The following is a 23544-nucleotide window of genomic DNA, read 5'->3' on the forward strand; positions in this document are numbered from 1 at the left end:
TCAGCCATTTACCCCCCACCCCGATCGGCTCTGCCGATCGACGCTCCCTACAAGGTGTAGGGTAAAGGAGCCGCTCCATGAACATCCTCGAACGCTATCACGCCATGGAATACGGCCCGGCGCCGGAAGCCCGCAACGAGGCCGACGCCTGGCTCGCGGCGCGCGATTTCTCCAATGCCCTGTTCATCGACGGCTCCTGGAAGGCGGCAGCCGGCGGCAAGACTTTTGAGACCAGCGAACCATCTTCCGGCAAGCTGCTTGCCAAGGTCTCGGATGCGGGCGCCGCCGACATCGATGCCGCGGTCGCTGCTGCGGCAAAGGCGCTGCCGAAATGGTCGGCATCCTCGGGCTACGCCAGAGCAAAAGTGCTCTATGCCATCGGCCGCGCCATGCAGCGCCACCAGCGCCTGTTCGCGGTGCTGGAATCGATCGACAACGGCAAGCCGATCCGCGAGAGCCGTGACATCGACGTGCCGCTGGCGATCCGCCACTTCATCCATCATGCCGGCTGGGCACAGACGCTGGACAAGGATTTTCCCGACCACAAGCCGGTCGGCGTCGTCGGCCAGGTCATCCCGTGGAATTTTCCGCTGCTGATGCTGGCCTGGAAGATCGCGCCGGCTTTGGCCGCCGGCTGCACGGTGGTGCTGAAGCCGGCCGAATTCACGCCGCTCACCGCCATATTGTTCGCCGAGATCTGCGAGCGGGCCGGCGTGCCGAAAGGCGTCGTCAACATCGTCCAGGGCGGCCCTGAGGCGGGTGCGGCCATCGTCAATCATCCCGGCATCCAGAAGATCGCCTTCACCGGCTCGTCGGAAGTCGGCAGGATCATCCGCAAGGCCACCGCCGGGTCGGGCAAGAAGCTTTCACTGGAGCTCGGCGGCAAGTCGGCCTTCGTCGTCTTCGAGGATGCCGACCTCGACAGCGCCGTCGAGGGTCTGGTCGACGGCATCTGGTTCAACCAGGGCCAGGTCTGCTGCGCCGGCTCGCGTCTCCTGGTGCAGGAAGGCGTTGCGGAAGCCTTGATCGCCAAGATCAAGGTCAGGATGAGCCGGCTGCGCGTCGGCAGCCCGCTCGACAAGAATACCGATATCGGCCCGCTTGTCGACCGCACCCAGCTCGACCGCGTCAAGGGTCTCATTGCCGAGGGCGCGAAACAGGGCGCCGTCTGCTGGCAGCCGGACGCCGCTTTGCCGTCCTCCGGCTATTATCACCTGCCGACGCTGGCGACGGGTGTTTCGCCGGCTAATATCCTCGCGCAGGAAGAGGTGTTCGGGCCGGTGCTGGCGACGATGAGCTTCCGCAACACCGAAGAAGCGATCGAGCTTGCCAACAACACGCGCTACGGCCTGGCTGCTTCGGTGTGGAGCGAGAACATCAATCTGGCCCTGCATGTTGCGCCGCAATTGAAGGCGGGCGTGGTGTGGGTCAACGGCACCAACATGTTCGACGCCGCCTGCGGCTTTGGCGGCTATCGCGAAAGCGGTTTTGGCCGCGAGGGCGGCCGCGAGGGCATGTTCGAGTATCTGGCGGTGAAGCTGCCGATTGGCCCGGCCATCAAGCCGGCCGCCGCCGGCTCGGCCCAGCCGGTCGAACAGGCCGACGGCACGGCGATCGACCGCACGGCAAAGCTGTTCATCGGCGGCAAGCAGGTGCGCCCGGATGGCAACTATTCGCTCGCCGTCGCGACCGCCAAGGGCAAGCTTGCCGGCGAAGTCGGCCTCGGCAACCGCAAGGACATCCGCGATGCCGTCGCTGCCGCCCGTGGGTGCAAGGCCTGGCCGGAAGCGACCGCCTATAACCGCAGCCAGGTGCTTTATTATTTCGCCGAGAATCTGTCGGGCCGCGCCGATGAATTCGCTGCGCGCCTTGTCCAGTTGACCGGCGTGGCGGCGAAGGCCGCGCGCGAAGAGGTTGAGCGGTCGATCGAGCGTTTGTTCCTCTATGCCGGCCTCACCGACAAGTTCGAGGGCCGCGTCCACCAGCCGCCGGCCCGCGTCGTGACGCTCGCCCTGCACGAGCCGGTCGGCGTCGTCGGCATTGTCGCGCCGGACAACCAGCCGCTGCTCAACTTCATTTCGCTGGTCGCGCCGGCGCTTGCCATGGGCAACACCGTCGTCGTCGTCCCTTCGGAGCGTCATCCGCTGCTTGCGACCGACCTATATCAGGTGATCGAATATTCCGACTTGCCCCCCGGCGCCATCAACATCGTCACCGGCCGCAGCGCCGAGCTCGCCGGTGTGCTCGCCAAGCATGACGATGTCGACGGGCTCTGGGTGTTCGCCGATGCCGACATTTGCGCCAAGGCGGAGGCCGATTCCATCGGCAATCTCAAACGGGTCTGGACCGGCAATGGCCGCACGCTCGACTGGGCCTCGAGCGAGGCCGCCGGCGAACCGTTCCTGCGCCGCGCCATTGAGGTCAAGAACGTCTGGGTGCCCTACGGCGACTGAACCTGCGACGGAAAAACGATGTTCGCTTCTGTCGCTTCGGGGTAGTCGCCTGAACCACGACGGTTTCGAGCTTGTGGCGGGATGGCCGACAATTCTTGGAAGTCAGCGCCGCCCCTCATCCCCTGCCGGGACCTTCTCCCCGTATATCGACGGGGAGAAGCAGGCCGGCCGCAATCTCGGCGCCCCTCTTGCAACGCTGATGATTGGCGAAGCCAGAAGGAGAGCGCCCCTCTCCCCGTCACTGTACGGGGAGGATGCCGGCAAGCAGGTGAGGGGCAGCGCCAGCGCCAAAAAAGGGAGGCACGGGGCATATCCGAAATCCGAATCGATTGCCTCTTCCACGCTTGACGCATTGACGCGTGTTCTTTAGCCAGAAAAAACAATTGGCCTGCGGGATGACAGTCAGGCGACAGGCTCGCCTGGCACATTGCATCCCGTCCGGCCGCCGGTAAGAAAGCTCGCGAAACCCGGAGAAAAAACATGGCGGATCTGGCAGGTAAAGTGGTCGTCGTCACCGCGGCGGCGCAAGGCATCGGCCGGGCGAGCGCGCTGGCCTTCGCCAAGGCGGGCGCGACCGTTCACGCCACCGATATCAACGAGCCGCTGCTGGCCGAGTTGGGCAAGACATCAGGCATCAAGACCCGCAAGCTCGATGTGCTGAATGACGCTGCCGTCGCTTCTGCCTTCGCCGAGATCGGCCGCGTCGACGTGCTGTTCAACTGCGCCGGCTTCGTCCATGGGGGCTCCATCCTCGAGATGAAGGACGAGGATCTCGACTTCGCGCTCAACCTCAACGTCCGTTCGATGATCCGCACCATCCGCGCCGTGCTGCCGGGCATGCTGGAGCGCGGCGACGGCTCGATCATCAACATGGCGTCCCTGGCAAGCTCGCAAAAGGGCGTGCCGAACCGCTTCGTCTACGGCCTGACCAAGGCGGCCGTGGTCGGCCTGACCAAAGCGGTCGCCGCCGATTATGTCGCCAAGGGCATTCGCTGCAACACCATCTGCCCCGGCACGGTCGAAAGCCCGTCGCTGCAGGACCGCATGCATGCTCAGGGCGACTATGAGGCGGCGCGCGCCGCCTTCATCGCCCGCCAGCCCATGGGCCGGCTTGGCACGCCGGAGGAAATCGCCGATCTCGCGGTCTACCTTGCCGGCGCCACCTACACGTCGGGGCAGGCCTACAACATCGACGGCGGCTGGTCGATTTGAGGGATCGGAAAGGGCTTGGCAGGGAAATCGGGGTACTGCATCGATCAGCCTGAAAATCCCTTTCGCCAGATCGCCCGATGCGGCGTTCGCGCTTGCCGGGGATCAGATCGATGGCTAGGGTCCGCCCGGCTTTCGCAACGTCCCATCGAAACGAATTTTGCAAAATGGCTTCAGGCCGCACCTAAATGGCTTCAGGCCGCACCTTAGGAGAAGAATGATGAAGTTGTTGCGCTATGGCGAAGCTGGCAGCGAGAAGCCCGGCCTGCTCGATGCGGATGGGGTGATCCGCGACCTTTCGGCTCATGTCGCCGATATCTCCGGCACGGCGCTTCATCCGGCCTCGCTGGAGATGCTCTCGAAGCTCGATCCGAAGTCGCTGCCGGTGGTCCCCGGCAAGCCGCGCCTGGGCGCCTGCGTCGCCGGCACCGGCAAGTTCATCTGCATCGGCCTGAATTATTCCGATCACGCTGCCGAGACCGGCGCCACCGTGCCGCCGGAGCCGATCATCTTCATGAAGGCAAGCTCGGCGATCGTCGGGCCTGATGACGACGTGCTGATCCCGCGCGGTTCGGTCAAGACCGACTGGGAAGTCGAGCTCGGCGTGATCGTCGGCAAGACGGCTAAATATGTCTCGCAGGAGGACGCGCTGGACTATGTCGCCGGCTATTGCGTCGCGCACGACGTCTCCGAGCGCGCCTTCCAGGCCGAGCGCCAGGGCCAGTGGACCAAGGGCAAGTCCTGCGACACCTTCGGCCCGACCGGCCCGTGGCTGGTCACCAAGGACGAGGTCGCCGACCCGCAGAACCTCAAGATGTGGCTGACCGTCAACGGCAAGACGATGCAGAACGGCTCGACCAAGACCATGGTCTATGGCGTCAAGTATCTGGTCTCCTATCTCAGCCAGTTCATGTCGCTGCATCCCGGCGATATCATCTCCACCGGCACCCCGCCCGGCGTCGGCCTCGGCATGAAGCCGCCGGTGTTCCTGAAGCCCGGCGACGTAGTGGAGCTCGGCATCGAAGGGCTCGGCCAGCAGAAGCAGACGTTCAAGGCGGACGAGTAAGCGCAGATTTCCCCTTCTCCCCCTGTGGGAGAAGGTGGCCGCGAAGCGGCCGGATGAGGGGTGTTGCAAGGATCTCCGCGCTGCAGAATTAAGCGCCCGAGGGCCTTCAATTTTGAGGTCTTACTCCGCTGGAGCACCCCTCATCCGTCTCGGCGCTGCGCGCCGATCCACCTTCTCCCACAAGGGGAGAAGGGGAAGCCGGCGCTACCTCAACACCTTCCCATCCGCCCCGAAGCGATACGTCTTCGCCGCATCAGGCGTCGCGTAGAGCGTCGCGCCCGGCTCGGCATTGTAGACGCCGAAGATGCGCACGGTGATCAGTCCCGCCTTCTCGCAGTCGAGATAGAGGTTGGTGTCGGCGCCGAGATGCTCGGCATGCACGACCGTGCCTTTCCAGGCGCCGGACTTTGCGTCGACGGTCAGATGTTCCGGCCGCACCCCCATGGTCTTGGCCGTCTCGCCCAGCCTGGCGCCGTCGATGAAATTCATCTTCGGCGAGCCGATGAAGCCGGCGACGAATTCGTTGGCCGGCGAATTATAAAGCTCCATCGGGCTGCCGATCTGCTCGATGCGGCCGGCATTGAGCACCACGATCTTGTCGGCTAGCGTCATCGCCTCGACCTGGTCGTGGGTGACGTAGATCATCGTCGCCTTCAGCCGCCGGTGCAGCTGCGCGATCTCAAGCCTGGTGTTGACGCGCAGCGCCGCATCGAGGTTCGACAGCGGCTCGTCGAACAGGAACAGTTTCGGTTCGCGCACCACGGCGCGGCCGATGGCGACGCGCTGGCGCTGTCCGCCCGACAACTCCGCCGGCCGGCGCTCGAGATAGGGCTCGAGCGACAGCATGGCGGAAGCGATCTTGATGCGGCGCTCGATCTCGGCCGCCGGCGTGCCGGCCTGCTTCAGGCCCAGCGCCATGTTGTTCTTCACCGTCAGATGCGGGTAGAGCGCATAGGTCTGGAACACCATGGCGATGCCACGCTTCGCCGGCGGCGTGACCGAAACGTCCGCGCCGTCGATCAGCACGCGGCCGGAGGTCGAATCCTCCAGGCCGGCAATCACGCGCAGCAGCGTCGACTTTCCGCAGCCCGACGGGCCGACGAAGACGACGAACTCGCCATCCGTCACCTCGAGGTCGATGCCCTTCAGCACCTCGACCGGCCCGAAAGCCTTCTTCACATTCTCGATCTTCAGCGAGCCCACGGCTTCGTTCCTGTTCTAGAGTTTCACGGCGTTGCTGCTGCGCACGCTCTCGTCGGCGGCGAGGCAGACGGCGAGCGACTTCACGGCATCGTCCATGTGGCGGGTGAGGTCGATGTTTTCGCGGATGGCCTTGAGCAGGAAGGCCTGCTCCAGGTCGCAGAGCTCCTGATGGCCCGGCTCGCCCTCCATCGACAGCAGCTGGTCTTCCTTGGCGAATCTGCCGTCCGGTCCGGTCGCCGCGCTATGCAGGCGGATGGTCGAAGTCTTGGTGTGGGTGTCGATGTCGTCGGACTTCACGCCCTCCTTCATGACGATCGATACGCAGCCCTTGGGCGACATCACGTCCTTCACGAAGAAGGCCGTCTCCGAGATCATCGGCCCCCAGCCCGCCTCGTACCAGCCGACCGAACCGTCCTCGAACAGCACCTGCAGGTGCCCGTAATTGTACATCGAGGGCGCCACCTCGTCCGTCAGCCGTACGCCCATGCCGCGCACCTCGACAGGTTTCGAGTCGGTGATCTGCAGCATCACGTCGAGATAATGCACGCCGCAGTCGACGATCGGCGACGTCGTCTGCATCAGCTGCTTGTGTGTCTCCCAGGTGTGGCCGGAGGATTGCTGGTTGAGGTTCATGCGGAACACATACGGGCCGCTGAGCTTGCGCGCCTCGGCGATCAGCCGCATCCAGGACGGATGGTGGCGCAATATATAGCCGATCACCAGTTTCTTGCCGTTGGCTTTGGCGGCATCGACGACGCGCTGCGCGTCGGCAACCGTCGTCGCCAGCGGCTTTTCGACGAAGACATGGCAGCCTGCCTCGAACGCGCGCACCGCATAGTCGGCGTGGCTGTCGGAATAGGTGGCGATCGCCGCGACGTCCGGCTTCTCGTCGCGCAGCGCGTCATCGAAGGAGCGCCTTATGCCGTAGCCGCCGAGCCCGTCCGGCAGCGGCACGTCGGAGCGGTTGACGAGTGCCGCGATCTCGAAGCCCGGATTGGTATGATAGGCCAGCGCATGGCTGCGGCCCATATTGCCGAGCCCGGCGACGACAACGCGAAGAGGTTGTTGCGAACTCACTTGACGGCTCCCGACGTGATGCCGCGGATCAGCTGCCGCGAGAAGATGACATAGAGGATGAGCACCGGCAGGATCGCCAACGACAGCGCCGCCAGGATCGCGTTCCAGTTGGTGACGAACTGGCCGAGGAAGAGCTGCGCGCCGAGCGTCACCGTCTTGGTCTCTTCCGACGGCGCCAGGATCAGCGGGAACCACAGATCGTTCCAGATCGGGATCATGGTGAAGACCGCGACCGTCGCCATGGACGGGCGTACCAGCGGCAGCACCAGCCGGAAGAAGATCGTGTATTCCGATAGTCCGTCGATGCGTCCCGCATTCTTCAGGTCGTCGGACACCTGTTTCATGAATTCCGACAGGATGAAGATCGCCAGCGGCAGGCCTTGCGCGGTGTAGACCAGGATCAGCGCCGTCAGCGTGTTGACGAGCCCCGTCGCCACCATCAACTGCAGGATGGCGACGGTGCCGAGGCGGATCGGGATCATGATGCCGAGCGCCAGGTAGAGCCCCATCATCGTGTTGCCGCGGAAGCGGTATTCCGACAGCGCGAAGGCGGCCATCGCGCCGAACAGCAGCACGAAGAACAGCGAGGCGACGGTTACGACGAGGCTGTTCTGGAAATAGTGGACGAAGTCGCCCTGGCCGAACACGGTGGTGTAGCCGATCAGGTCGAAGGTCTTCGGTGTCGGCGGCGTCAGCGGCGCGCCGAAAATGCCCGCGCGCGACTTGAACGAATTCATCACCACCAGGATCACGGGAAACAGCGCGATCGCGGTGTAGGTCAAGAGGACCGCATGCGCGCCGAGGGCGCGGGGAAGCGAACGAGTGGCTGTGCTCATGGCGCGCCTCAGAATTGGTAGCGACGCAGGCGCGTCTGCACGAGGAACAGGTAAACGCAGACGCCGGCGAGGATGATCAGGAACATGATCGTGGCGATCGCGGCGCCCATGTTGGGATCGCCGACCTGCAGCTGGAAGCCGAAGAAGGCGCGGTAGAGGAAGGTGCCGAGGATGTCGGTCGAATAGTTCGGCCCGGCGAGCGCCCCTTGCGCGGTGTAGATCAGGTCGAAAGCGTTGAAATTGCCGACGAAGGTCAGGATCGAGATGATGCCGATCGAAGGCAGGATCAGCGGCAGCTTGATCTTCCAGAACTGCGCCATGCCGGTGACGCCGTCGCATTCGGCCGCCTCGATCACCTCGTCGGGGATCGACAGCAGCGCTGCATAGATCAGCATCATCGGGATGCCGACGAACTGCCAGACCGAGACCAGGCTGAGCGCGGTCAGCGCATATTGCTCCTTGCCGAGCCACGGCGTGAAGAAGCTCTTCAATCCGACGAAATCCATCAGATGCGGCGCCACGCCCCAGATCGGCGACAGGATGAGCTTCCAGGCGAAGCCGACGATGACGAAGGACAGGATCGTCGGCACGAAGATCGCCGTGCGGTAGAAGGCGGTGAAGCGCAGCCTGGGGCTGGAAAGAAGCGCCGCGAGCAGGATGCCGATCGGGTTCTGCACCAGCATGTGGATGATGAAGAACCAGACATTGTTGCGCAGCGCATTCCAGAAATTCACCGACCAGTTCGGATCACCGAACAGCGTGCGGAAATTGCCCAGTCCGACAAAGACCTGGGACTGTTCGATGTTCTGGAATAGCGAGAGCTGGAGGGTGCCGAACAGCGGTAGGATCATGAATGCGGTGTAGACCAGCACCGCCGGCGCCAGGAAGACGCCGACATGCCAGCGGATCGGTCTTTTCGCTCGCGTTTCTGCAGCCATAAGTTTGGTAGCCATGAGTTTGGTAGCCATGAGTTCGGTTCCCCGCCGTCTCTGGGTTCCAGTTCAGGTGATGCTAGCTGATGCCTCGATGCACGACCCGCTCGTCCCCTTGGGAGGAACAACAGGGCCAGCGACAGATCGGCTCCGTCTTCCCCGCAAGGTGAGGGTAAGACCGGGAGGCTGCCCCCGACAATCGCCATCTGGAACTGTTCGAATGCCGGCCGGGGCGTGCCCGGCCGGCATCGCAATAGTGCTCTTACTTCGCCGGCTTGTACCAGCTGTCGAGGCCGTCCTGCAGCTTCTTGGCCGCGGCTTCCGGGGTGTCGGTGCCGTTGATCACATTGGCCGATTCAACCCAGGTCTCGTTCTCGAGATTCGGCGTGCCGCGCGACAGTATCTGGTAGGTCGAGCGGATCGTCGACTTGCACTTGCCGCGCCAGGAGACGAATTCCTGCGCCAGCGGGTCTTCCATCTTCACCGGCTCGCTGTTCAGGCTGAAGAAACCCGGCAGCGCATTGGCGTAGATGGTGGCGAAGTCCGGCGAGGCGACCCATTCCAGGAACTTCTTGGCTTCTGCCTGATGCTTCGAGGCCGCGTTCAGGCCCATGCCGATGTCGGTGTGGTCGGAGATGTAGCAGGTGTCGCCGGCCTTCCCGACCGGCGGCGGGAAGGCGCCCATCTTGAACTGCGCCTGGGTGTTGAACAAGCCGATCTCCCACGAACCGGCCGGATAGATGGCGGCGCGGCCGAGCGTGAACAGGTTCTGGCTGTCCGGATAGGTCTGCGCCTCGAAGCCGTCGCCGAGATAAGGCTTCCACTTCGCCAGTTCCTTGAAGGGCTCGACCCACTGCGGATCGGTCAGCTTCTGCTCGCCCTTGATCAGCGCCAGGCGGCCTTCCTCGCCCTTCCAGTAGTTCGGGCCGATATTCTGGTAGCCCATGGTCGCGGCTTCCCAGAGGTCCTTGGTGCCCATCGCCATCGGAATGTAGGTGCCGTCGGCCTTGATCTTGTCGAGCGCCGCGAAGAACTCGTCGCGGGTCTGCGGCACCTTGATGCCGAGCTTGTCGAAGGCGTCCTTGTTGTAGATGAAGCCGTGGATCACCGAAGCCATCGGCACGCAGAAGCTCGACTTGGCGTCGTCGGTCTGCCAGGCGGCCTTGGCGACAGGCGAGAAGTTGTCCATGCCGGGCAGCGAGCTGATATCGGCAAGGTTGCCCTTCTTGAACAGTTCGAGCGACTTGTCGAAGGGACGGCAGGTGATCAGGTCGCCGGCCGATCCGGCGGCGAGCTTGGCGCCCAGCGCCGCATCATACTCGGTCGGGGCCGAAGGCGCGAACACCACCTTGATGCCAGGGTTCTTGGCTTCGAAGGCCGGAATGAGCTTGTCCTTCCAGATGGTCAGGTCGTCGCCGCGCCAGCTTTCGATGTTGAGCGTCACGTCCTCGGCGAGCGCCATCCCGGTCGTGTCGAGGATGCTTGTGCCGAGCAGAAGGGCCGTCAGTAGTTTGGTCTTCATCTTCAGTCTCCCTGTTGACCTTTTTCAGGTTCGGTTTTGAGAACAGGGGCTCAGCGCCCCTTGCTCCCCTCACAAGCCCGTTTCACCCCGATGGAAATGGGAACGAAACAGGCCCTACTTCTTTGTTAGGGCATGATCTTTTCTGAAAAGCGGGTTCCACTTTTCAGGATCTTGCCCCAGCGCGGAAAGCGCCGGTCGAAGCTTCTGGCCGGTTCCTTCCAGTATCTTCTCGGCCGCGTCCGCGTTGGCGGCGCCCGCGGCGAGCAGAATGGCGGTTTTGACGACGCCGCCGCTTTCCTCGAGCAGGCGGGCTGCTTCGTCGCGGCTCTTGCCGCTGATGGCGGCGACCATGCGCACGGCGCGGTCGCGCAGCTTGATGTTGTCGGCGGTGAGATTGACCATGTACCCGTCGTGGACATGGCCGAGATGGATCGCGGTCAGCGTCGACAGCATGTTGAGCGCGATCTTCTGCGCGGTGCCCGCGCCCATGCGCGTCGAGCCGGCGATCAGCTCAGGCGGAGTTTCGAGCAGGATGGCGACGTCGGCCTGCTTGAACAGGACGGCGCCCCGGTTGTTGGCAATGGCGATGGTGGCAGCGCCCCGGCTGCGCGCGTCTTCGAGCGCCCGCACGGCATAGGGCGTGGAACCGCTGGCGGAGATGGCGATCAGGCAGTCGCCCTTGCCGATCGCAGCCGCGGCAACCGCCGCCGCCGCTTCCTCGGTGTCGTCCTCCGGCCCGCCGGCCAGCGTGCGGAAGGCCTCGTCGCCGCCGGCGATCAGGATGGCGATGCGGTCGCGCGCAATGCCGAAGGTGCCGGGCAGTTCCAGCGCGTCGGCCACCGCCATCAGGCCGGAGCTGCCGGCCGCTGCATAGGCGAGCTTGCCGCCGTTCTTCAATTGCTTCGCGATGAGTTCGGCGGCAACGGCAATCGCCGGGATGGCGCCATGGACGGCCTTGCTGGCCTCGATCTGGGCGTTGGCCAGGAATGCCAGAATGGCTTCCGGGGCCTGGACATCCAGCCCCTCGGCATTCTGGTGGAGCGCTTCCGTGCGCGTCTCGGCCATCCATTTTCCTCCAACTGAGCGAACAATACCAAAAAAATACCACTTGTCCACACGCATTAACGAATTTCCAGCTGCGGACTTCACCCGCCGGCAAATTAGCGGGGGAAGTCAATTAAATACGGCTTAAATTTTTTTGAGCCGAAATTAACTCTTGGCTATTGGTATTTTATTGGTATTATCCGGCCCCGAGGAGAAATCGCGTGAAATTCGTGCTTGGCATCGATGGCGGCGGCACCAGCTGCAGGGCGGCCCTTGCGACTGTCGACGGCGCCGTTCTCGGCCGCGCCAAGAGCGGCGCCGCCAACATCCGCACCGACCTCACCGGCGCCCGCGCCAACATCGTCGAAGCGGCGAGGCAGGCTTTCTTGGCCGCGGGCGAGGATCCGGAGATGATCCCGCAAACACCGGCCGTTCTCGGCCTCGCCGGCGCCAATGTCGGCACCTATCGGCAGCAGCTCGAAGCGATCCTGCCCTTCAGCAACAGCCGCGTCGAAACCGACGCCGAGATCGCGCTCGAGGGCGCGGTTGGCTCCGGCGATGGCGCCATGGCCATTCTGGGCACCGGAACCGCCTATATGGCGCGTAAAGAGGGCAAGTCGCGCGCCATCGGCGGCTGGGGTTTCCAGGTCGGCGACCAGGGCAGCGGCGCCCGCATCGGCCGCGACCTGCTGGAACAGACGCTGCTTGCCTATGACGGCATCCGTCCGGCCTCGCCCTTGACCGACGCCATGCTCGCCGTCTTCCGCAACAATCCCGAAGACGTCGTCGAATTCACCACCAACGCCAAGCCCGGCGATTTCGGCGGCTTCGCGCCAAAGGTCTTCGAGCATGCTGAAAAGGGCGATCTCGTCGCCAATTTTATCCTCGCCAAGGCGGTCGCCGATGTCGAGGCTTCGCTCGGCGCGCTCGATCTTGCCGACGACGCGCCGCTCTGCCTGCTCGGCGGTCTGGCGCCGCTTTATGCGCCGCGCCTGTCGGCACGCTATCAGGCGCTGCTCAAAGCCCCGCTCGACGATGCGCTGGGCGGCGCCGTGCAGATGGCCTTGCGCATCTTCGCAAGGGGCTCGGAGCCCGCCCGATGAGCGCCGCCGACCAGATCTTCGCCATGCTGAAAGAATCCTCGCAGAGCGGCGCACCGCTTTATCTGCAGCTCAGGCGCAGCATCGAGGAAGCGGTCAATCGCGGCCTGATTGGTCCGGGCGACGCGCTGCCCTCCGAGCGTGACATCGCCAGCAAGGCCGATATCTCGCGCGTCACCGTGCGCAAGGCGGTGCAGGATCTTGTCAAGGGCGGCATCCTCGTCCAGCGCCACGGCTCGGGCACCTTCGTCGCGCCGCGCATGGAGCGCGTCGAGCAGTCGCTGTCGCGGCTCACCTCTTTTACGGAAGACATGGCACGCCGCGGCATGAATGTGCGTTCGGTCTGGCTCGACCGCGGCCTCTATGCCCCGTCGCCGGATGAGATGATGGTGCTGGGCCTCTCCTCGACCGAGCTGGTGGCGCGCGTCGCGCGCCTGCGCATCGCCAACGACACGCCGCTGGCGATCGAGCGCGCGGCGCTCTCGGCCAGCGTCCTGCCCGATCCCGAAGCGATCGGCTCCTCGCTTTATGCGGCGCTGGGCATGACCGGCAATCGCCCGGTCCGCGCCGTGCAGCGCATCTCGGCCACCAATCTCGGCGACGGCGATGCGCGCCTGCTGGAGGTGCCGGCGGGGGTTGCCGGACTGCAGATCGAGCGCATTTCCTATCTGGCGAGCGGCAAGGTGATCGAGTTCACCCGCTCGGTCTACAGGGGCGACGCCTATGATTTCGTCGCGGAACTCCGGCTGACCGGGCCGGGAGAGGAGATCCGGCCATGAGCGCCAACACCACCCATATGCGGCGCGAGATCGACGAGATCCCTGAAGCCGCTGCTCGCCTTCTCGACGGCTCGGCCTCGGCTTTGGCCGAAGCAGGGCGCGGCCTGCGCGAGCGCGATCCCCACTTCGTCGTCACCGTGGCGCGCGGCTCGTCCGACCATGCCGCGACCTTCATGAAATATGCCGTTGAGCTGACGGCAGGCCTGGCGGTCGCTTCCGTTGGGCCGTCGATCGCGTCGATCTATGGCGCCAAATTGAGACTCCGAGGCTCGGCCTGCCTGGCGATCTCGCAGTCGGGCAAGAGCCCCGACATCATTGCCATGGCCGAAACCGCGCGGGCCGGCGGCGCGCTGACCGTCGCCATCACCAACACGGCCGACTCGCCGCTCGCGCGGATTTCCGACCATGCCATCGACATCATGGCCGGCCCTGAACGCTCCGTCGCGGCCACCAAGACCTTCGTCAACTCGGCCGTCGCCGGCCTCGCCCTGATGGCGCATGCAACCGATGACCAAGCGCTGCTTAAGGCGCTCGCCGGCCTGCCCGGCCATTTCGAGAAGGCGATCGCCTGCGACTGGATGGCGCTTGCCGGCGCTTTGGAGAACCCGCAATCGCTGTTCATCCTCGGCCGCGGGCCGTCCTTCGCGATCGCCAGCGAGGCGGCGCTGAAATTCAAGGAAACCTGCGCCATGCATGCCGAGGCCTACAGTGCCGCCGAGGTCATGCATGGGCCGCTGGCACTGGTCGGGCCGGGTTTCCCGGTCCTGGCGCTTGCCGCGCGCGATGCGTCCGAACCCTCGGTCGCCGAGACGGCTGACGGCCTGACGGCCAAGGGCGCCGCCGCCTTCACCACCTCCGACAAGGCGAAGGCCGCGCGGCTTCTTCCCCATGTCGCCACCGGCCACCCGCTGACCGATCCGCTGCCGCTGATCGTGTCCTTCTACGGCTTCGTCGAAGCTTTCGCGCGCCATCGCGGCCTTGACCCCGACACGCCGCGCAATCTGCGCAAGGTGACGGAAACCATATGAGCGACCGTTTCGCACTCACCGGCGCCCGCATCTTCGACGGCACCGACTGGCATGACAACGCCGCCCTTGTCGTCAAGGGCGAAGTCGTCGAGGCCATCCTACCCGCCGGGGCGGTTCCGTCCGGCGTTTCGACGGTCGAGACCGGCGGCGGCCTGCTGGTGCCCGGTTTCGTCGACATCCAGGTCAATGGCGGCGGCGGTGTGATGCTCAACGACCATCCCGACGTCGCCTCGATCGAGACCATCTGCCGAGCGCATGCGCCTTTCGGCACCACAGCGCTGCTGGTGACGCTGATCACCGACACGCCGGCGATCACCGCCGCCGCGATCGCCGCCGGCGCCGAGGCCGCTCGGGAACAGGTGCCGGGCTTCCTCGGCCTGCATCTGGAAGGTCCGCATCTCTCCATCGCCCGCAAAGGCGCGCATGATCCGGCGCTGATCCGGCCGATGACCGACGCCGACCAGGAGGCGCTGATCGCGGCGCGCAAACAGCTTCCCGTCCTGCTCACCACGATCGCGCCGGAATCGGTCGAGCCGGCCCGCGTCGCGGCGCTCGCCGAAGCCGGCGTCGTCGTCAGCCTCGGCCATAGCGATACCGACTACGCGACGGCCACCGCCTTCGCCGAAGCCGGCGCCACGGTGGTCACGCACCTCTTCAACGCCATGAGCCAGATCGGCAACCGCGAGCCGGGCCTGGCGGGCGCGGCGATCGACACTGGCTTGTACGCCGGCATCATCGCCGACGGCATCCATGTTCATCCGGCGACGATGATCCTTGCGCTGCGCGGCAAGCAGGGGCCGGGCAAGATCGTGCTCGTCACCGACGCCATGGCAACCATCGGCACGGACATGACATCGTTCACGCTGAACGGCCGCACCATCTACCGCAAGGATGGGAGTCTGCGGCTTGCCGACGGCACGCTGGCCGGCGCCGATCTCGACATGATTTCCGCCGTGCGCTACGTCCATCGCGTCGTCGGCCTCGGGCTCGACGAAGCCCTGCGCATGGCCTCGCTCTACCCCGCCGAGGCGATCGGCCAGGCGCACAGGCTCGGCCGCTTCGCCAACGGAACAGCGGCCGACATTGTTGGACTGTCGGAGGGGCTGGGTGTCAGAAACGTCTGGATCGGCGGCGAGAGGGTTTTTGGCGCGTAGGCCCATCCTCTCGTCATACTCGGGCAGGTTCTAACCCGGGACAGACGTCTTCTGACCGTGAAAATTTGAGGCCTGCTGCTTATCGGGCCTTAATGTGTCGGGGTTTTGGGAGTTTCGCGACAAAAGAGATGCGCGGAAAGTAGAAATGCTAAGGCTTACGCACCTTGACCTTTGGTGCGCCGTCTTCTCCGACCTCGATCTTGATGCGTTCATCGCTAGGGACAGGTGGAGGTGCCACACTGGTAATTTTTACATCCTCCAGGCGGTCCTCGGCTAGAAGTTTCTTTCCTCTTGCCGTTTTAAGGCGTTCCAGTTGATCGATTATGATCCCTGACATCTTTGCCTTCCGATGAAAACGAAATTAGGCGAGAGCGCTCACGAAGAGATGTATGTCATCGCGGCATCGTCTGCAAAGCAAACAGTACAACAACCGTGATGATCGGAATAATAGCGCCTAGGCAGTAGAAGAAATAAGCTATCGTTGCCGGCTGTTCCCCGTCCGTTAATGCTCCTTTAAATATCGGCAACGCCATAGGGCGCAACGGTACAGAATTCTGCAACGTTACAAGCGCCTTAGCGTAACGGCATGGATTCTAGGGTCTCCGCGCGTCGCTTCGCTCCTTGCTCCGCCCTAGAATGACGAGGCGATGGGCGTCTTGGCCCATCTCCGAGGCCTGTGGCTCGATAGATTATTAGCCGGCGCTATTTCGCCGCGTAAATATCCTTATAGGCCTCACGCAGCACGTTCTTCTGCACCTTGCCCATTGTGTTGCGCGGCAGCTCGTCGACGAAGATCACCTGCTTCGGATGCTTGTATTTCGCCAGCCGTCCGGCGATGGCGCTGGCAATGTCGGCGGCGCTGATCGCCGAGCCCGGCTTGCGCACCACCACCGCGGTGACGCCCTCGCCGAAATCCGGATGCGCAACGCCGATCACCGCGCTTTCGCTGACGCCGTCCAGCGCGTCGATCTCGCTTTCGATCTCCTTCGGATAGACGTTGTATCCGCCCGAGATGATCAGGTCCTTGCCGCGTCCGACGATGTGGACATAGCCGTCGGCATCGATCAGGCCGAGGTCGCCGGTGATGAAGAAGCCGTCGTCGCGGAACTCGGCCCTGGTCTTGTCGGGCATGCGCCAATAGCCGGCAAAGACGTTCGGGCCCTTCACCTCGATCATGCCAATCTCGCCCTGGGCAAGCGACTTGCCGTTCTCGGGATCGGTGATGCGCAGCGAAACACCCGGCAAGGGGAAGCCGACCGTGCCGGCGCGCCGCTCGCCGTCATAGGGGTTGGACGTGTTCATGTTGGTTTCGGTCATGCCGTAGCGCTCGAGGATGGCGTGGCCGGTGCGCTCGCGCCAGGCCTTGTGCGTCTCGGCCAAGAGCGGCGCCGAGCCGGAGATGAAGACCCGGATCGTCTTCGCCGCCTCGCGTGTCAGGCCGTCCTGCTGCAACAGCCGCACATAGAAGGTCGGCACGCCCATCAGCGCGGTCGCGCGCGGCAAGAGCGAAATGACGCGCGCCGGATCGAATTTCTGCTCGAACAGCATTTTCGCGCCGGCCATCAGGATGACGTTGGTAGCCACGAACAGGCCGTGCGTGTGGAAGATGGGCAGCGCGTGGATCAGCACGTCGTCGGCGCCGAAGCGCCACTGCTCCACCAGCACGCGGGCATTCGAGGCGAGGTTCTCGTGGCTGAGCATCGCACCCTTGGAACGGCCGGTCGTGCCGGAGGTGTAGAGGATCGCGGCAAGATCGTTCGGCCCGCGCGCGACATCGCTGAAATCCGTCGCCTGTCGCGAAGCCTGGCTGGCCAGCGTTCCCTGTCCGTCGCGGCCGAGCGTCAGCACCGTGGCGCCGATCGCCGCGGCAAGCGGTTCGACGCCCGAAAGACGGTCCGGATCGCAAACGATCAGCTTCGGCCTGGCGTCGCGGAAGAAATAGTCGAGCTCGGGCAGTGTGTAGGCGGTGTTGAGCGGCAGGAAGACCGCGCCGGCGCGTAACGTGGCGAGATAGAGCAGCGCCGCCTCCCGGCTCTTCTCGACCTGGACCGCGACGCGGTCGCCGGGCTCGACGCCAGCCTGCGCCAGGGCGTGCGCAAGCTGCGCCGATTTCGCCAGCATGTCGCCATAGGTGATCGAACGGCCGTCATCCGTCTTCATCAGCAGCCGGCCGGGCGCCGGCATGCGGGAACGGAAAGCGCTGAAGAGATGATTGGTCATGAAATGTCCTCACGGCGGACGAAGGCCGAATGGCGCATGCATGCGCTCGCCTGAGCGAATACCAGATTTGACGCCCGGAGCAAAAACTGCGTTGATTCTTCAATCCGCTATTTGCGGCCGCGTTGGGACTTGCCGGCCCTCGGGTCGTAGCCCTGGGCGAGGCGTTCCATGCACATCGCCGCGGTGAGGCGGTAGTGATTGAGAAGCGCCTCGACCGCGCCGTCGGCGTCGCCGTCCAGCGTGCGCTCGGCAATGATGCGGTGCTCACCGAGATCGTCGCGCCCCGTGCCTGGCTCGTTTTGCGCGATCAGGCGGTAGCGCGAGGCCTGATCGGAAAGCTGCTCGCAAAAGCCGATCAGCCAATGCGACCGGCACGCCGCGATCAGCGCGCGATGAAAGGCCCGGTGCAGCTTCTCCCACTCCGGATTGTTGGTTGTCGGGTCATCCGGCAGGCGGCGCTCGGCGCGCGCAAGGCGGTGCAGCGCCAGCACCAGCTGCTCTTCCCACTCGGCGGTGCGGTGGGCAATGGATTCGCGCAGCGCCCGCTCCTCAAGCCAGCAGCGCGTGCGCGTCAATTCTTCCAGTTCCGCGGCGCTGACCGGCATCAGGAAGAAGCCGCGCTGGTCGTGACGGCCGAGCAGGCCCTCGGCGGCCAGGCGGTTGAGTGCCTCGCGCACCGGCGAGGCGCCGGCGCCATAGCGGGAAACGACCCATTCGACACGCAGTTTCGTCTCGGACTCCAGAGCTCCGCGCAACAGGTCGTCGCGCAGTTGCTGGTAGACGGAACTGGCAAGCGTGCTTTTGCCGCCCTTGCTTTGGCCCGGCTCGGTGCTTCCGTTTGTCAATCAAACTCCTGTTGCTTGCCCCTGGTTTGCCAGGGCCCCTCGGCGAAGCAATTCCGTACGTGTATCATACATCCGGGCAATGGCGCCTCAAGCGGAAGATGACGATATTCGACTTTAAGACGAGATGGGTCGTCTATTTATTGAACGAAGTAGAATCTCGATAAAAAGCTGGTATTCCTGCGCCGCTTCACATATTGAACAGTCGTTCAATCTCTGCTCGATTGCGCAACTTACGAGAGAGATCGGACTGCTATGCGTTCAACTTGCGGTCCTGTCGGCTGCGGTGCGAATTGCTTCGATGTTCGCCCTATAGGCTTCGATGCTGCCGCCCTTGAAGACGGCGGCACCCGCCACCAGCACATTGGCGCCGGCCGCGGTCACCAGCGGCGCCGTCTCGGCCGAGACGCCGCCGTCGATCTCGATGTGGATCGGCCGGCTGCCGATCAGCGCCTTCACCCGTTTCACCTTGTCGACGATCGCCGGGATGAAGGCCTGTCCGCCGAAACCGGGATTGACCGTCATGATCAGGATCAGGTCGAGCCGGTCGAGCACATATTCGATCGCCGTTTCCGGCGTTGCCGGGTTGAGCGAGACGCCGGCCCTCTTGCCGAGGCTCTTGATGGTCTGCAACGAGCGGTCGAGATGCGGCCCGGCTTCGGCGTGCACCGTCATGCCGTCGCACCCGGCTTCGGCGAAGGCCGCCAGGTAAGGATCGGCCGGCGCAATCATCAGATGGCAGTCGAAGAAGGCTTTGGTGCGATTGCGGATCGCCTTGATCACCGGCGGGCCGAAGGTGATGTTGGGCACGAAATGGCCGTCCATCACGTCGAGATGGATCCAGTCGGCGCCGGCCGCCACGACGGCCTCGACCTCATCGCCCAGCTTCGAGAAATCCGACGCCAGCACCGATGGCGCGATCAGGGTCTTCTTGCTCATGGCGCAAATTCTCCCGGCGGTCCTGTGCGCGTGGTCGCGCGCCTGTCAGGGCGATTGCCTAGAGCAATTCCAGGAAAAGTGCGAGCGCTTTTGCGTCCGGAATTGCGTGAAAACAAAGACATAGGGCGTTTCATAGTTTCCGTGAAACGGTGAAACGCCCTGGACCATGGTCCGGCCAAGGGGAAGCATGTTTCGACGGACGCATGGGCCCGCCTGCCATAGAGCTTTCTTCGATGTGGAAAAGAAAACCCGCCGGATCGCTCCGGCGGGTCTTGATCTTCAGCCGCAAGACTACGGCTTGAAGTTCTGGATGTTGGCGCCCGCCGGATCCTGCAGCAAGCGGCGTGGCTGGCGCTGCGGCTCCAGTTGCTGCAGCACATTCGGGTTGAGCAGGATGCCGGGGTTGATCTCGATGTCCGGTGGCCTGCGGATCGGGTAGCAATCCGGATACTGGCCGGTCGTTCCGGCCGGGCAGCGCCGCCGGGTGAAGACCGGCTGGCACTGTCCGTCGATGAACTCCGCACCCGGTGCGCATTCCACCGATGCCTTGCGGCAGGCGCCGTCGCGAATTTCGGTCCCGCGCGGGCAGACGCAGTCACCCCGCTTGTTGTGGACCTGGCCGCGGATGGCGCACTGCTCCTGGCTCGGCCTCGGCCGCTGGCAGGCCCTGCCCCGCACCACCAGGCCATCCGGGCAGGCGCAGTTGCCGTTGGGGTCGCGCACCTGGCCGCGGACCGGGCACTGCTTCAACACGATAGGCCGGCAGGCGCCGCCGCGCACCTCCATGCCGCTCGGGCAGACGCAATCGCCATCGGCATTGCGGGACTGGCCGCGGATACGGCACTGGGCGGGCGGCTGCCTGTCAGGCACGCAAGCCTTGGCGGCACGGTCGAGATGCGTGCCTTTCGGGCAGACGCAGCCGTCCGTCGTCAGCACTGCGCCACGGATCGTGCATTTCGGCGGGACGACCTGGCATACGCCGTTCACCAGCTCGCCGCGGCGGCAGACGCAATTGCCGTTCTGGTCGCGGTACTGGCCGGGACGCAGCGTGCATTGCGGCTCCTGCGGCTCTTCGCCCTGGACGCACTTGCCGTTTTCCAGTTCGGTGCCGCGCGGGCAGACGCAGCGTCCGTCCTCGGTGCGGATCTGGCCCTGGAGCAGGACGCAACGCTGCGGCACCGGCAGCGGCAGAAGCTTGCTGCCACCGGACGAGCATTGGCCATCACGGAAGGTGGTGCCTTCCGGGTAGACACAGCGGCCGGCCGAGTTCAGCACCATTCCAAACAAGCACTGGTTCTTCACCTCATGCCTGATGGTGAAGGGATGGCACGCATAGGCCTTGCCGCGATCGCCCTGCACGCCGCTCGGTGCGCGCGACAGCACGTCGCCGCCGCTTTGCACCGGCGTGTTCGGCGAGAGCACGCCGACGCAATTCTGTCCCGTGACCGTGCCCTTGAGATCGGCAAGCCGCCTGTCGTCGGGAAGGGTCACGGTGACATGGTGCTTGCGGCTTTCGCCGGCGCCGAGCGCCAGGTTCGCGATGCAGGACGCCGGCAGCGTCGCCGGCTCCGGCGAGCAGCCGAAGGGCGGGTCGATCGAGGTGATCGGGACGCCTTCCAGCCTGCCGATGCCGTCGATGCCGATCGCATCGCCTATGCGGACCGGGCCGGAGAAGGGATTCGGCCCATCGTTCGTGATGGTGATCTCGAACGAGCAGGGCTCTCCCGACCGGCATTCGGCATCGCCGGTCTTCTCGACGCGGATGGTCGAGCCGCCGCCCTTCGCGCAGGCCTGGCCGATCGGGTAGACGATGTCGTCGCCCGGCGCCGGCCCGTAGGAGCCGCGCGCGCAATTCTCGAACGCGCCATTGCCGTTCACCGTCACGTCGAAGTGCCGGCTGGTTCCGGGCGTCATCACGGTGCCGGGGATCTGGCACGACAGCGTGTTGGCAGGCACCGGTCCGCAAGCCCAGTCCGCACCGTCAGGGGTGACGCTCTGGATTTGTACAGGCGCTCCGCCCGACACCAGCGTCGCGGCATCGTTGACCCGCACCGGTCCGGTCGGGGCCGCGGTGCCGGCATTGGTGACGGTGATGCGGCAGGAAACCGCGGCACCGGCAAGCGAGCCGCCGCAGGTCTTGGTGATGCGCAGGCCGGGTTGGCCGCCATTCGGATGGCGGATGCGCTCGGTGGCGCAGGCCTTGTTGTTGGCGAGGTCGACCTCGCCGGCAATGCCCTTCACCTCGGCACAGTTCTCCACCGTGTCCGGCCGGTAGTTTGCGGGCATCACCGCTCTGACGACGATCGGCGTCGAGGCGCCCGGAGGCAGCGAGATGCCGGCATTGTCGCAGCGGAACTGGCCGGGGCCGTTCGCTCCGCAAGTCCATGGCGGGCTCGGCCCGAAGGTCGACGAGGTCGGCGCGCCGCCGGGGTAGGTATCGATCACCGTCAGCGGCCCGTTATAGGTGCCGGTCCCGTTGTTAATGATGTCGATCACGAAAGTGCAGGCGCCGTCCGGAGTGCAGACCGGGCTGCGGGCGCGCTTCTTCAGGATCAGGTCGACCTTCTTCTCGACCGGCCGATTGCACTGCGGATCGCGATCGCCTCGGCGGCAGATCGGGATCGAGGCGCAGCCGCGGTCGTTCTGCTGGCTGCCGAACAGCGGCTTGCCGCTGGCCTGGTAGTCATAGGCGGCGCAGTTGCGCAGCACGCCGCCCTGCCAGCCGCCCGCCGGCTTGAAGCCGAGCTTGAGGTTGACGGAGGCGCCGGGATTGAGCGTCGTCGCCGGATAGGTGCAGGTCATCGGCGTCGTGCCGGGTACGCAGACCCAGGGCGCGTTCGGCCCGGAGGTCAGCACCGAACCTGCCGGCAGCGTCACCTCGTCGAGCACGATCTTGCCGTTATAGGGCGCGTCGCCGACATTGGTGACGGTGATGGTGAAGTCGCAGCCGCCGGCTATCGTGCAACGCGGCACGTCGGCATGCTTCTCGACCTTGAGGTCCGGCTCCTTGTCCTTCGGCGGGCATCTGAGGTCACGCGGGACGACGATGTCGTTGACCTGCGTGCAGCAGAGCCCCCAGCCTTCCTTCGGCCCGGCATAGGTCTCGATGCCGGTGACGACGAGATGGATGGTCTCGCCCGGCGAAGCGCCGATGATCTTCCAGTTCAGCACGCCGCCGCCGACCGGCACTTTCTGCATGTCGGGAACGATGCTGATGCCGGGCGTGGTCGTCGACACCTGCACCCCTTTGCCGCCCATCTCGGGTCCGACCGGCATATGGTAGATGAAGGCGCCGCCGCCGGGCACGCAGTCGACCGTGCCGTGCTCGACCTTGAAGCATTCTTTGCCGGGAGGCGGAGGCGGCGGGTTGCACTTGGTCAGGTCGATCTTGATCGAGGTCTTCACGCCGGTCAGGAAATCGCCGTCGTCGGGCTTGTCCGGATCCTGCGAGCGGATCGCTGTTGCCGGACCGCCCCTGAAGGCCACCTCGATCTCACCCTGGTTGTCGACCGTCGTCGGCACGGGAAAGGTCGCATGGTCTATCTTGGCGGTGATGCGGAAGGTGATGACGCGTTCGTTCGCAGCACCCGTGCCATCGAGGTTGGCAGCGCTGATGCGGAAGTTGGAAACGCTGGCCGTGTCGTTCGGGCTGGCCGACGTGCCGATTGAAGCAGCGGGCAGCGCTCCGCCGGAGGCGCTGGTGCCGTCGCCGGAGACATCGACGCCGACAATCTGTAGGCCGTGCGGCAGTTGATCCTTGAAATCGAGCCTTGTCGCCTTGAGCAGGGCGGCCACGCTTGGCCGGTCGAAGTCCTGCGGGTCGCCATGGATGCCGAAGCTCAGGACATACTCGACGGAATCGCAGCTTTTCTGGCTGCCTTTCTTGGTGAAGAAGGGGACGATCCGCGCGAGTTCGGCATTGATGCCGCGTGACGCCGGATTGGCGGCCTGTTTGATCGCGGCCGGAGCCTGGTCCTGGGCGAGCGCCGGCAAGGCCGGCATCATGGCGACCGCGACACCGGCCGCCATCAGCCAGCGCGCGCCGCGCCTGGCATATGACAGGGGTTTCACGATCGTCGCCATGACGGTTTTCGAACGGCTCGAGACGGAGCGGGAAAGGGCGAGATTTGTCATCTGTCC

The 23544-nt window shown here is 64.8% G+C and carries 18 protein-coding genes; 7 read left to right on the forward strand and 11 right to left on the reverse strand.

Annotated features, from left to right (window positions below; genetic code table 11):
• Window positions 1-77 precede the first annotated feature (77 nt).
• The 3 genes from LB528_RS02445 (at window position 78) to LB528_RS02455 (ending at window position 4728) form a co-directional block, all read left to right on the forward strand.
• Window positions 78-2453: an aldehyde dehydrogenase family protein gene (locus LB528_RS02445; RefSeq protein WP_224713705.1), complete on the forward strand. Its 2376-nt coding sequence runs from the start codon at window positions 78-80 to the stop codon at window positions 2451-2453.
• 480 nt (window positions 2454-2933) lie between these two features.
• Window positions 2934-3665 (forward strand): SDR family oxidoreductase, encoded by a 732-nt coding sequence (locus LB528_RS02450; RefSeq protein ID WP_224713706.1) that lies wholly within the window; start codon window positions 2934-2936, stop codon window positions 3663-3665.
• A 217-nt stretch (window positions 3666-3882) separates the two neighbouring features.
• Complete coding sequence (locus LB528_RS02455) at window positions 3883-4728, forward strand: fumarylacetoacetate hydrolase family protein (RefSeq protein WP_224713707.1); 846 nt, start codon at window positions 3883-3885, stop codon at window positions 4726-4728.
• A gap of 204 nt (window positions 4729-4932) precedes the next feature.
• On the opposite strand, the gene LB528_RS02460 is transcribed toward LB528_RS02455, so the two are convergent.
• The 6 genes from LB528_RS02460 to LB528_RS02485 all read right to left on the reverse strand — a co-directional run bounded on the left by LB528_RS02460 (window position 4933) and on the right by LB528_RS02485 (window position 11363).
• Window positions 4933-5931: an ABC transporter ATP-binding protein gene (locus tag LB528_RS02460; protein ID WP_224713708.1), complete on the reverse strand. Its 999-nt coding sequence runs from the start codon at window positions 5929-5931 to the stop codon at window positions 4933-4935.
• 15 nt (window positions 5932-5946) lie between these two features.
• A complete protein-coding gene (locus LB528_RS02465) occupies window positions 5947-7008 on the reverse strand; it encodes a Gfo/Idh/MocA family protein (protein ID WP_224713709.1) in 1062 nt (353 codons plus the stop codon).
• The gene (locus tag LB528_RS02470) at window positions 7005-7844 is read right to left on the reverse strand and encodes a carbohydrate ABC transporter permease (protein ID WP_224511854.1); all 840 of its coding nucleotides are present in this window, start codon (window positions 7842-7844) and stop codon (window positions 7005-7007) included. The genes LB528_RS02465 and LB528_RS02470 overlap by 4 nt, the downstream gene beginning before the upstream one ends.
• A gap of 8 nt (window positions 7845-7852) precedes the next feature.
• Complete coding sequence (locus LB528_RS02475) at window positions 7853-8782, reverse strand: carbohydrate ABC transporter permease (RefSeq protein WP_224713795.1); 930 nt, start codon at window positions 8780-8782, stop codon at window positions 7853-7855.
• A 256-nt stretch (window positions 8783-9038) separates the two neighbouring features.
• Window positions 9039-10298 carry an ABC transporter substrate-binding protein gene (locus tag LB528_RS02480; RefSeq protein WP_224713710.1) on the reverse strand — a complete coding sequence of 420 codons (1260 nt, stop codon included), beginning with the start codon at window positions 10296-10298 and terminating at the stop codon, window positions 9039-9041.
• 114 nt (window positions 10299-10412) lie between these two features.
• Window positions 10413-11363: an N-acetylmuramic acid 6-phosphate etherase gene (locus LB528_RS02485; protein ID WP_224713711.1), complete on the reverse strand. Its 951-nt coding sequence runs from the start codon at window positions 11361-11363 to the stop codon at window positions 10413-10415.
• A gap of 200 nt (window positions 11364-11563) precedes the next feature.
• Between LB528_RS02485 and LB528_RS02490 the strand changes: the two genes are divergently transcribed.
• From LB528_RS02490 to nagA, 4 genes are read left to right on the forward strand one after another with little or no spacing between them, the layout of a single operon-like run.
• On the forward strand, window positions 11564-12445 hold the full coding sequence (locus LB528_RS02490) for a BadF/BadG/BcrA/BcrD ATPase family protein (protein ID WP_224713712.1): 882 nt from the start codon (window positions 11564-11566) through the stop codon (window positions 12443-12445).
• Entirely contained in the window at window positions 12442-13221 is a 780-nt protein-coding gene (locus LB528_RS02495) for a GntR family transcriptional regulator (RefSeq protein WP_224713713.1), read from the forward strand. The genes LB528_RS02490 and LB528_RS02495 overlap by 4 nt, the downstream gene beginning before the upstream one ends.
• Window positions 13218-14249, forward strand: a complete 1032-nt coding sequence (locus tag LB528_RS02500; protein ID WP_224713714.1) for an SIS domain-containing protein — start codon at window positions 13218-13220, stop codon at window positions 14247-14249. Before LB528_RS02495 ends, LB528_RS02500 begins: the two co-directional genes overlap by 4 nt.
• Window positions 14246-15403 (forward strand): N-acetylglucosamine-6-phosphate deacetylase, encoded by a 1158-nt coding sequence (nagA, locus tag LB528_RS02505; RefSeq protein WP_224713715.1) that lies wholly within the window; start codon window positions 14246-14248, stop codon window positions 15401-15403. Before LB528_RS02500 ends, nagA begins: the two co-directional genes overlap by 4 nt.
• A 148-nt stretch (window positions 15404-15551) precedes the next feature.
• On the opposite strand, the gene LB528_RS02510 is transcribed toward nagA, so the two are convergent.
• The 5 genes from LB528_RS02510 to LB528_RS02530 form a co-directional block, all read right to left on the reverse strand.
• Window positions 15552-15740: a hypothetical protein gene (locus LB528_RS02510; protein ID WP_224713716.1), complete on the reverse strand. Its 189-nt coding sequence runs from the start codon at window positions 15738-15740 to the stop codon at window positions 15552-15554.
• 365 nt (window positions 15741-16105) lie between these two features.
• The gene (locus tag LB528_RS02515) at window positions 16106-17623 is read right to left on the reverse strand and encodes a malonate--CoA ligase (protein ID WP_224713717.1); all 1518 of its coding nucleotides are present in this window, start codon (window positions 17621-17623) and stop codon (window positions 16106-16108) included.
• 107 nt (window positions 17624-17730) lie between these two features.
• The gene (locus tag LB528_RS02520) at window positions 17731-18468 is read right to left on the reverse strand and encodes a GntR family transcriptional regulator (protein WP_224713718.1); all 738 of its coding nucleotides are present in this window, start codon (window positions 18466-18468) and stop codon (window positions 17731-17733) included.
• Between the two features lie 258 nt (window positions 18469-18726).
• Window positions 18727-19404, reverse strand: coding sequence for a ribulose-phosphate 3-epimerase (gene rpe / locus LB528_RS02525; protein ID WP_224713719.1), 678 nt, complete (start codon window positions 19402-19404; stop codon window positions 18727-18729).
• A 291-nt stretch (window positions 19405-19695) separates the two neighbouring features.
• A complete protein-coding gene (locus LB528_RS02530) occupies window positions 19696-23538 on the reverse strand; it encodes a DUF11 domain-containing protein (RefSeq protein ID WP_224713720.1) in 3843 nt (1280 codons plus the stop codon).
• Window positions 23539-23544: the final 6 nt, after the last annotated feature.

Source organism: Mesorhizobium sp. CA4 (genome assembly GCF_020165075.1).
Lineage (GTDB): Bacteria > Pseudomonadota > Alphaproteobacteria > Rhizobiales > Rhizobiaceae > Mesorhizobium.

Bases quoted from the DNA above. Each gene is read 5' to 3' on its own strand.
- LB528_RS02445 (WP_224713705.1), top strand. From the start codon at position 78: ATGAACATCCTCGAACGCTATCACGCCATGGAATACGGCCCGGCGCCG.
- LB528_RS02510 (WP_224713716.1), bottom strand. From the start codon at position 15,740: ATGTCAGGGATCATAATCGATCAACTGGAACGCCTTAAAACGGCAAGA.
- LB528_RS02515 (WP_224713717.1), bottom strand. From the start codon at position 17,623: ATGACCAATCATCTCTTCAGCGCTTTCCGTTCCCGCATGCCGGCGCCC.
- LB528_RS02475 (WP_224713795.1), bottom strand. From the start codon at position 8,782: ATGGCTGCAGAAACGCGAGCGAAAAGACCGATCCGCTGGCATGTCGGC.
- LB528_RS02530 (WP_224713720.1), bottom strand. From the start codon at position 23,538: ATGACAAATCTCGCCCTTTCCCGCTCCGTCTCGAGCCGTTCGAAAACC.
- rpe (WP_224713719.1), bottom strand. From the start codon at position 19,404: ATGAGCAAGAAGACCCTGATCGCGCCATCGGTGCTGGCGTCGGATTTC.
- LB528_RS02500 (WP_224713714.1), top strand. From the start codon at position 13,218: ATGAGCGCCAACACCACCCATATGCGGCGCGAGATCGACGAGATCCCT.
- LB528_RS02455 (WP_224713707.1), top strand. From the start codon at position 3,883: ATGAAGTTGTTGCGCTATGGCGAAGCTGGCAGCGAGAAGCCCGGCCTG.
- LB528_RS02485 (WP_224713711.1), bottom strand. From the start codon at position 11,363: ATGGCCGAGACGCGCACGGAAGCGCTCCACCAGAATGCCGAGGGGCTG.
- LB528_RS02470 (WP_224511854.1), bottom strand. From the start codon at position 7,844: ATGAGCACAGCCACTCGTTCGCTTCCCCGCGCCCTCGGCGCGCATGCG.
- LB528_RS02495 (WP_224713713.1), top strand. From the start codon at position 12,442: ATGAGCGCCGCCGACCAGATCTTCGCCATGCTGAAAGAATCCTCGCAG.
- nagA (WP_224713715.1), top strand. From the start codon at position 14,246: ATGAGCGACCGTTTCGCACTCACCGGCGCCCGCATCTTCGACGGCACC.
- LB528_RS02450 (WP_224713706.1), top strand. From the start codon at position 2,934: ATGGCGGATCTGGCAGGTAAAGTGGTCGTCGTCACCGCGGCGGCGCAA.
- LB528_RS02480 (WP_224713710.1), bottom strand. From the start codon at position 10,298: ATGAAGACCAAACTACTGACGGCCCTTCTGCTCGGCACAAGCATCCTC.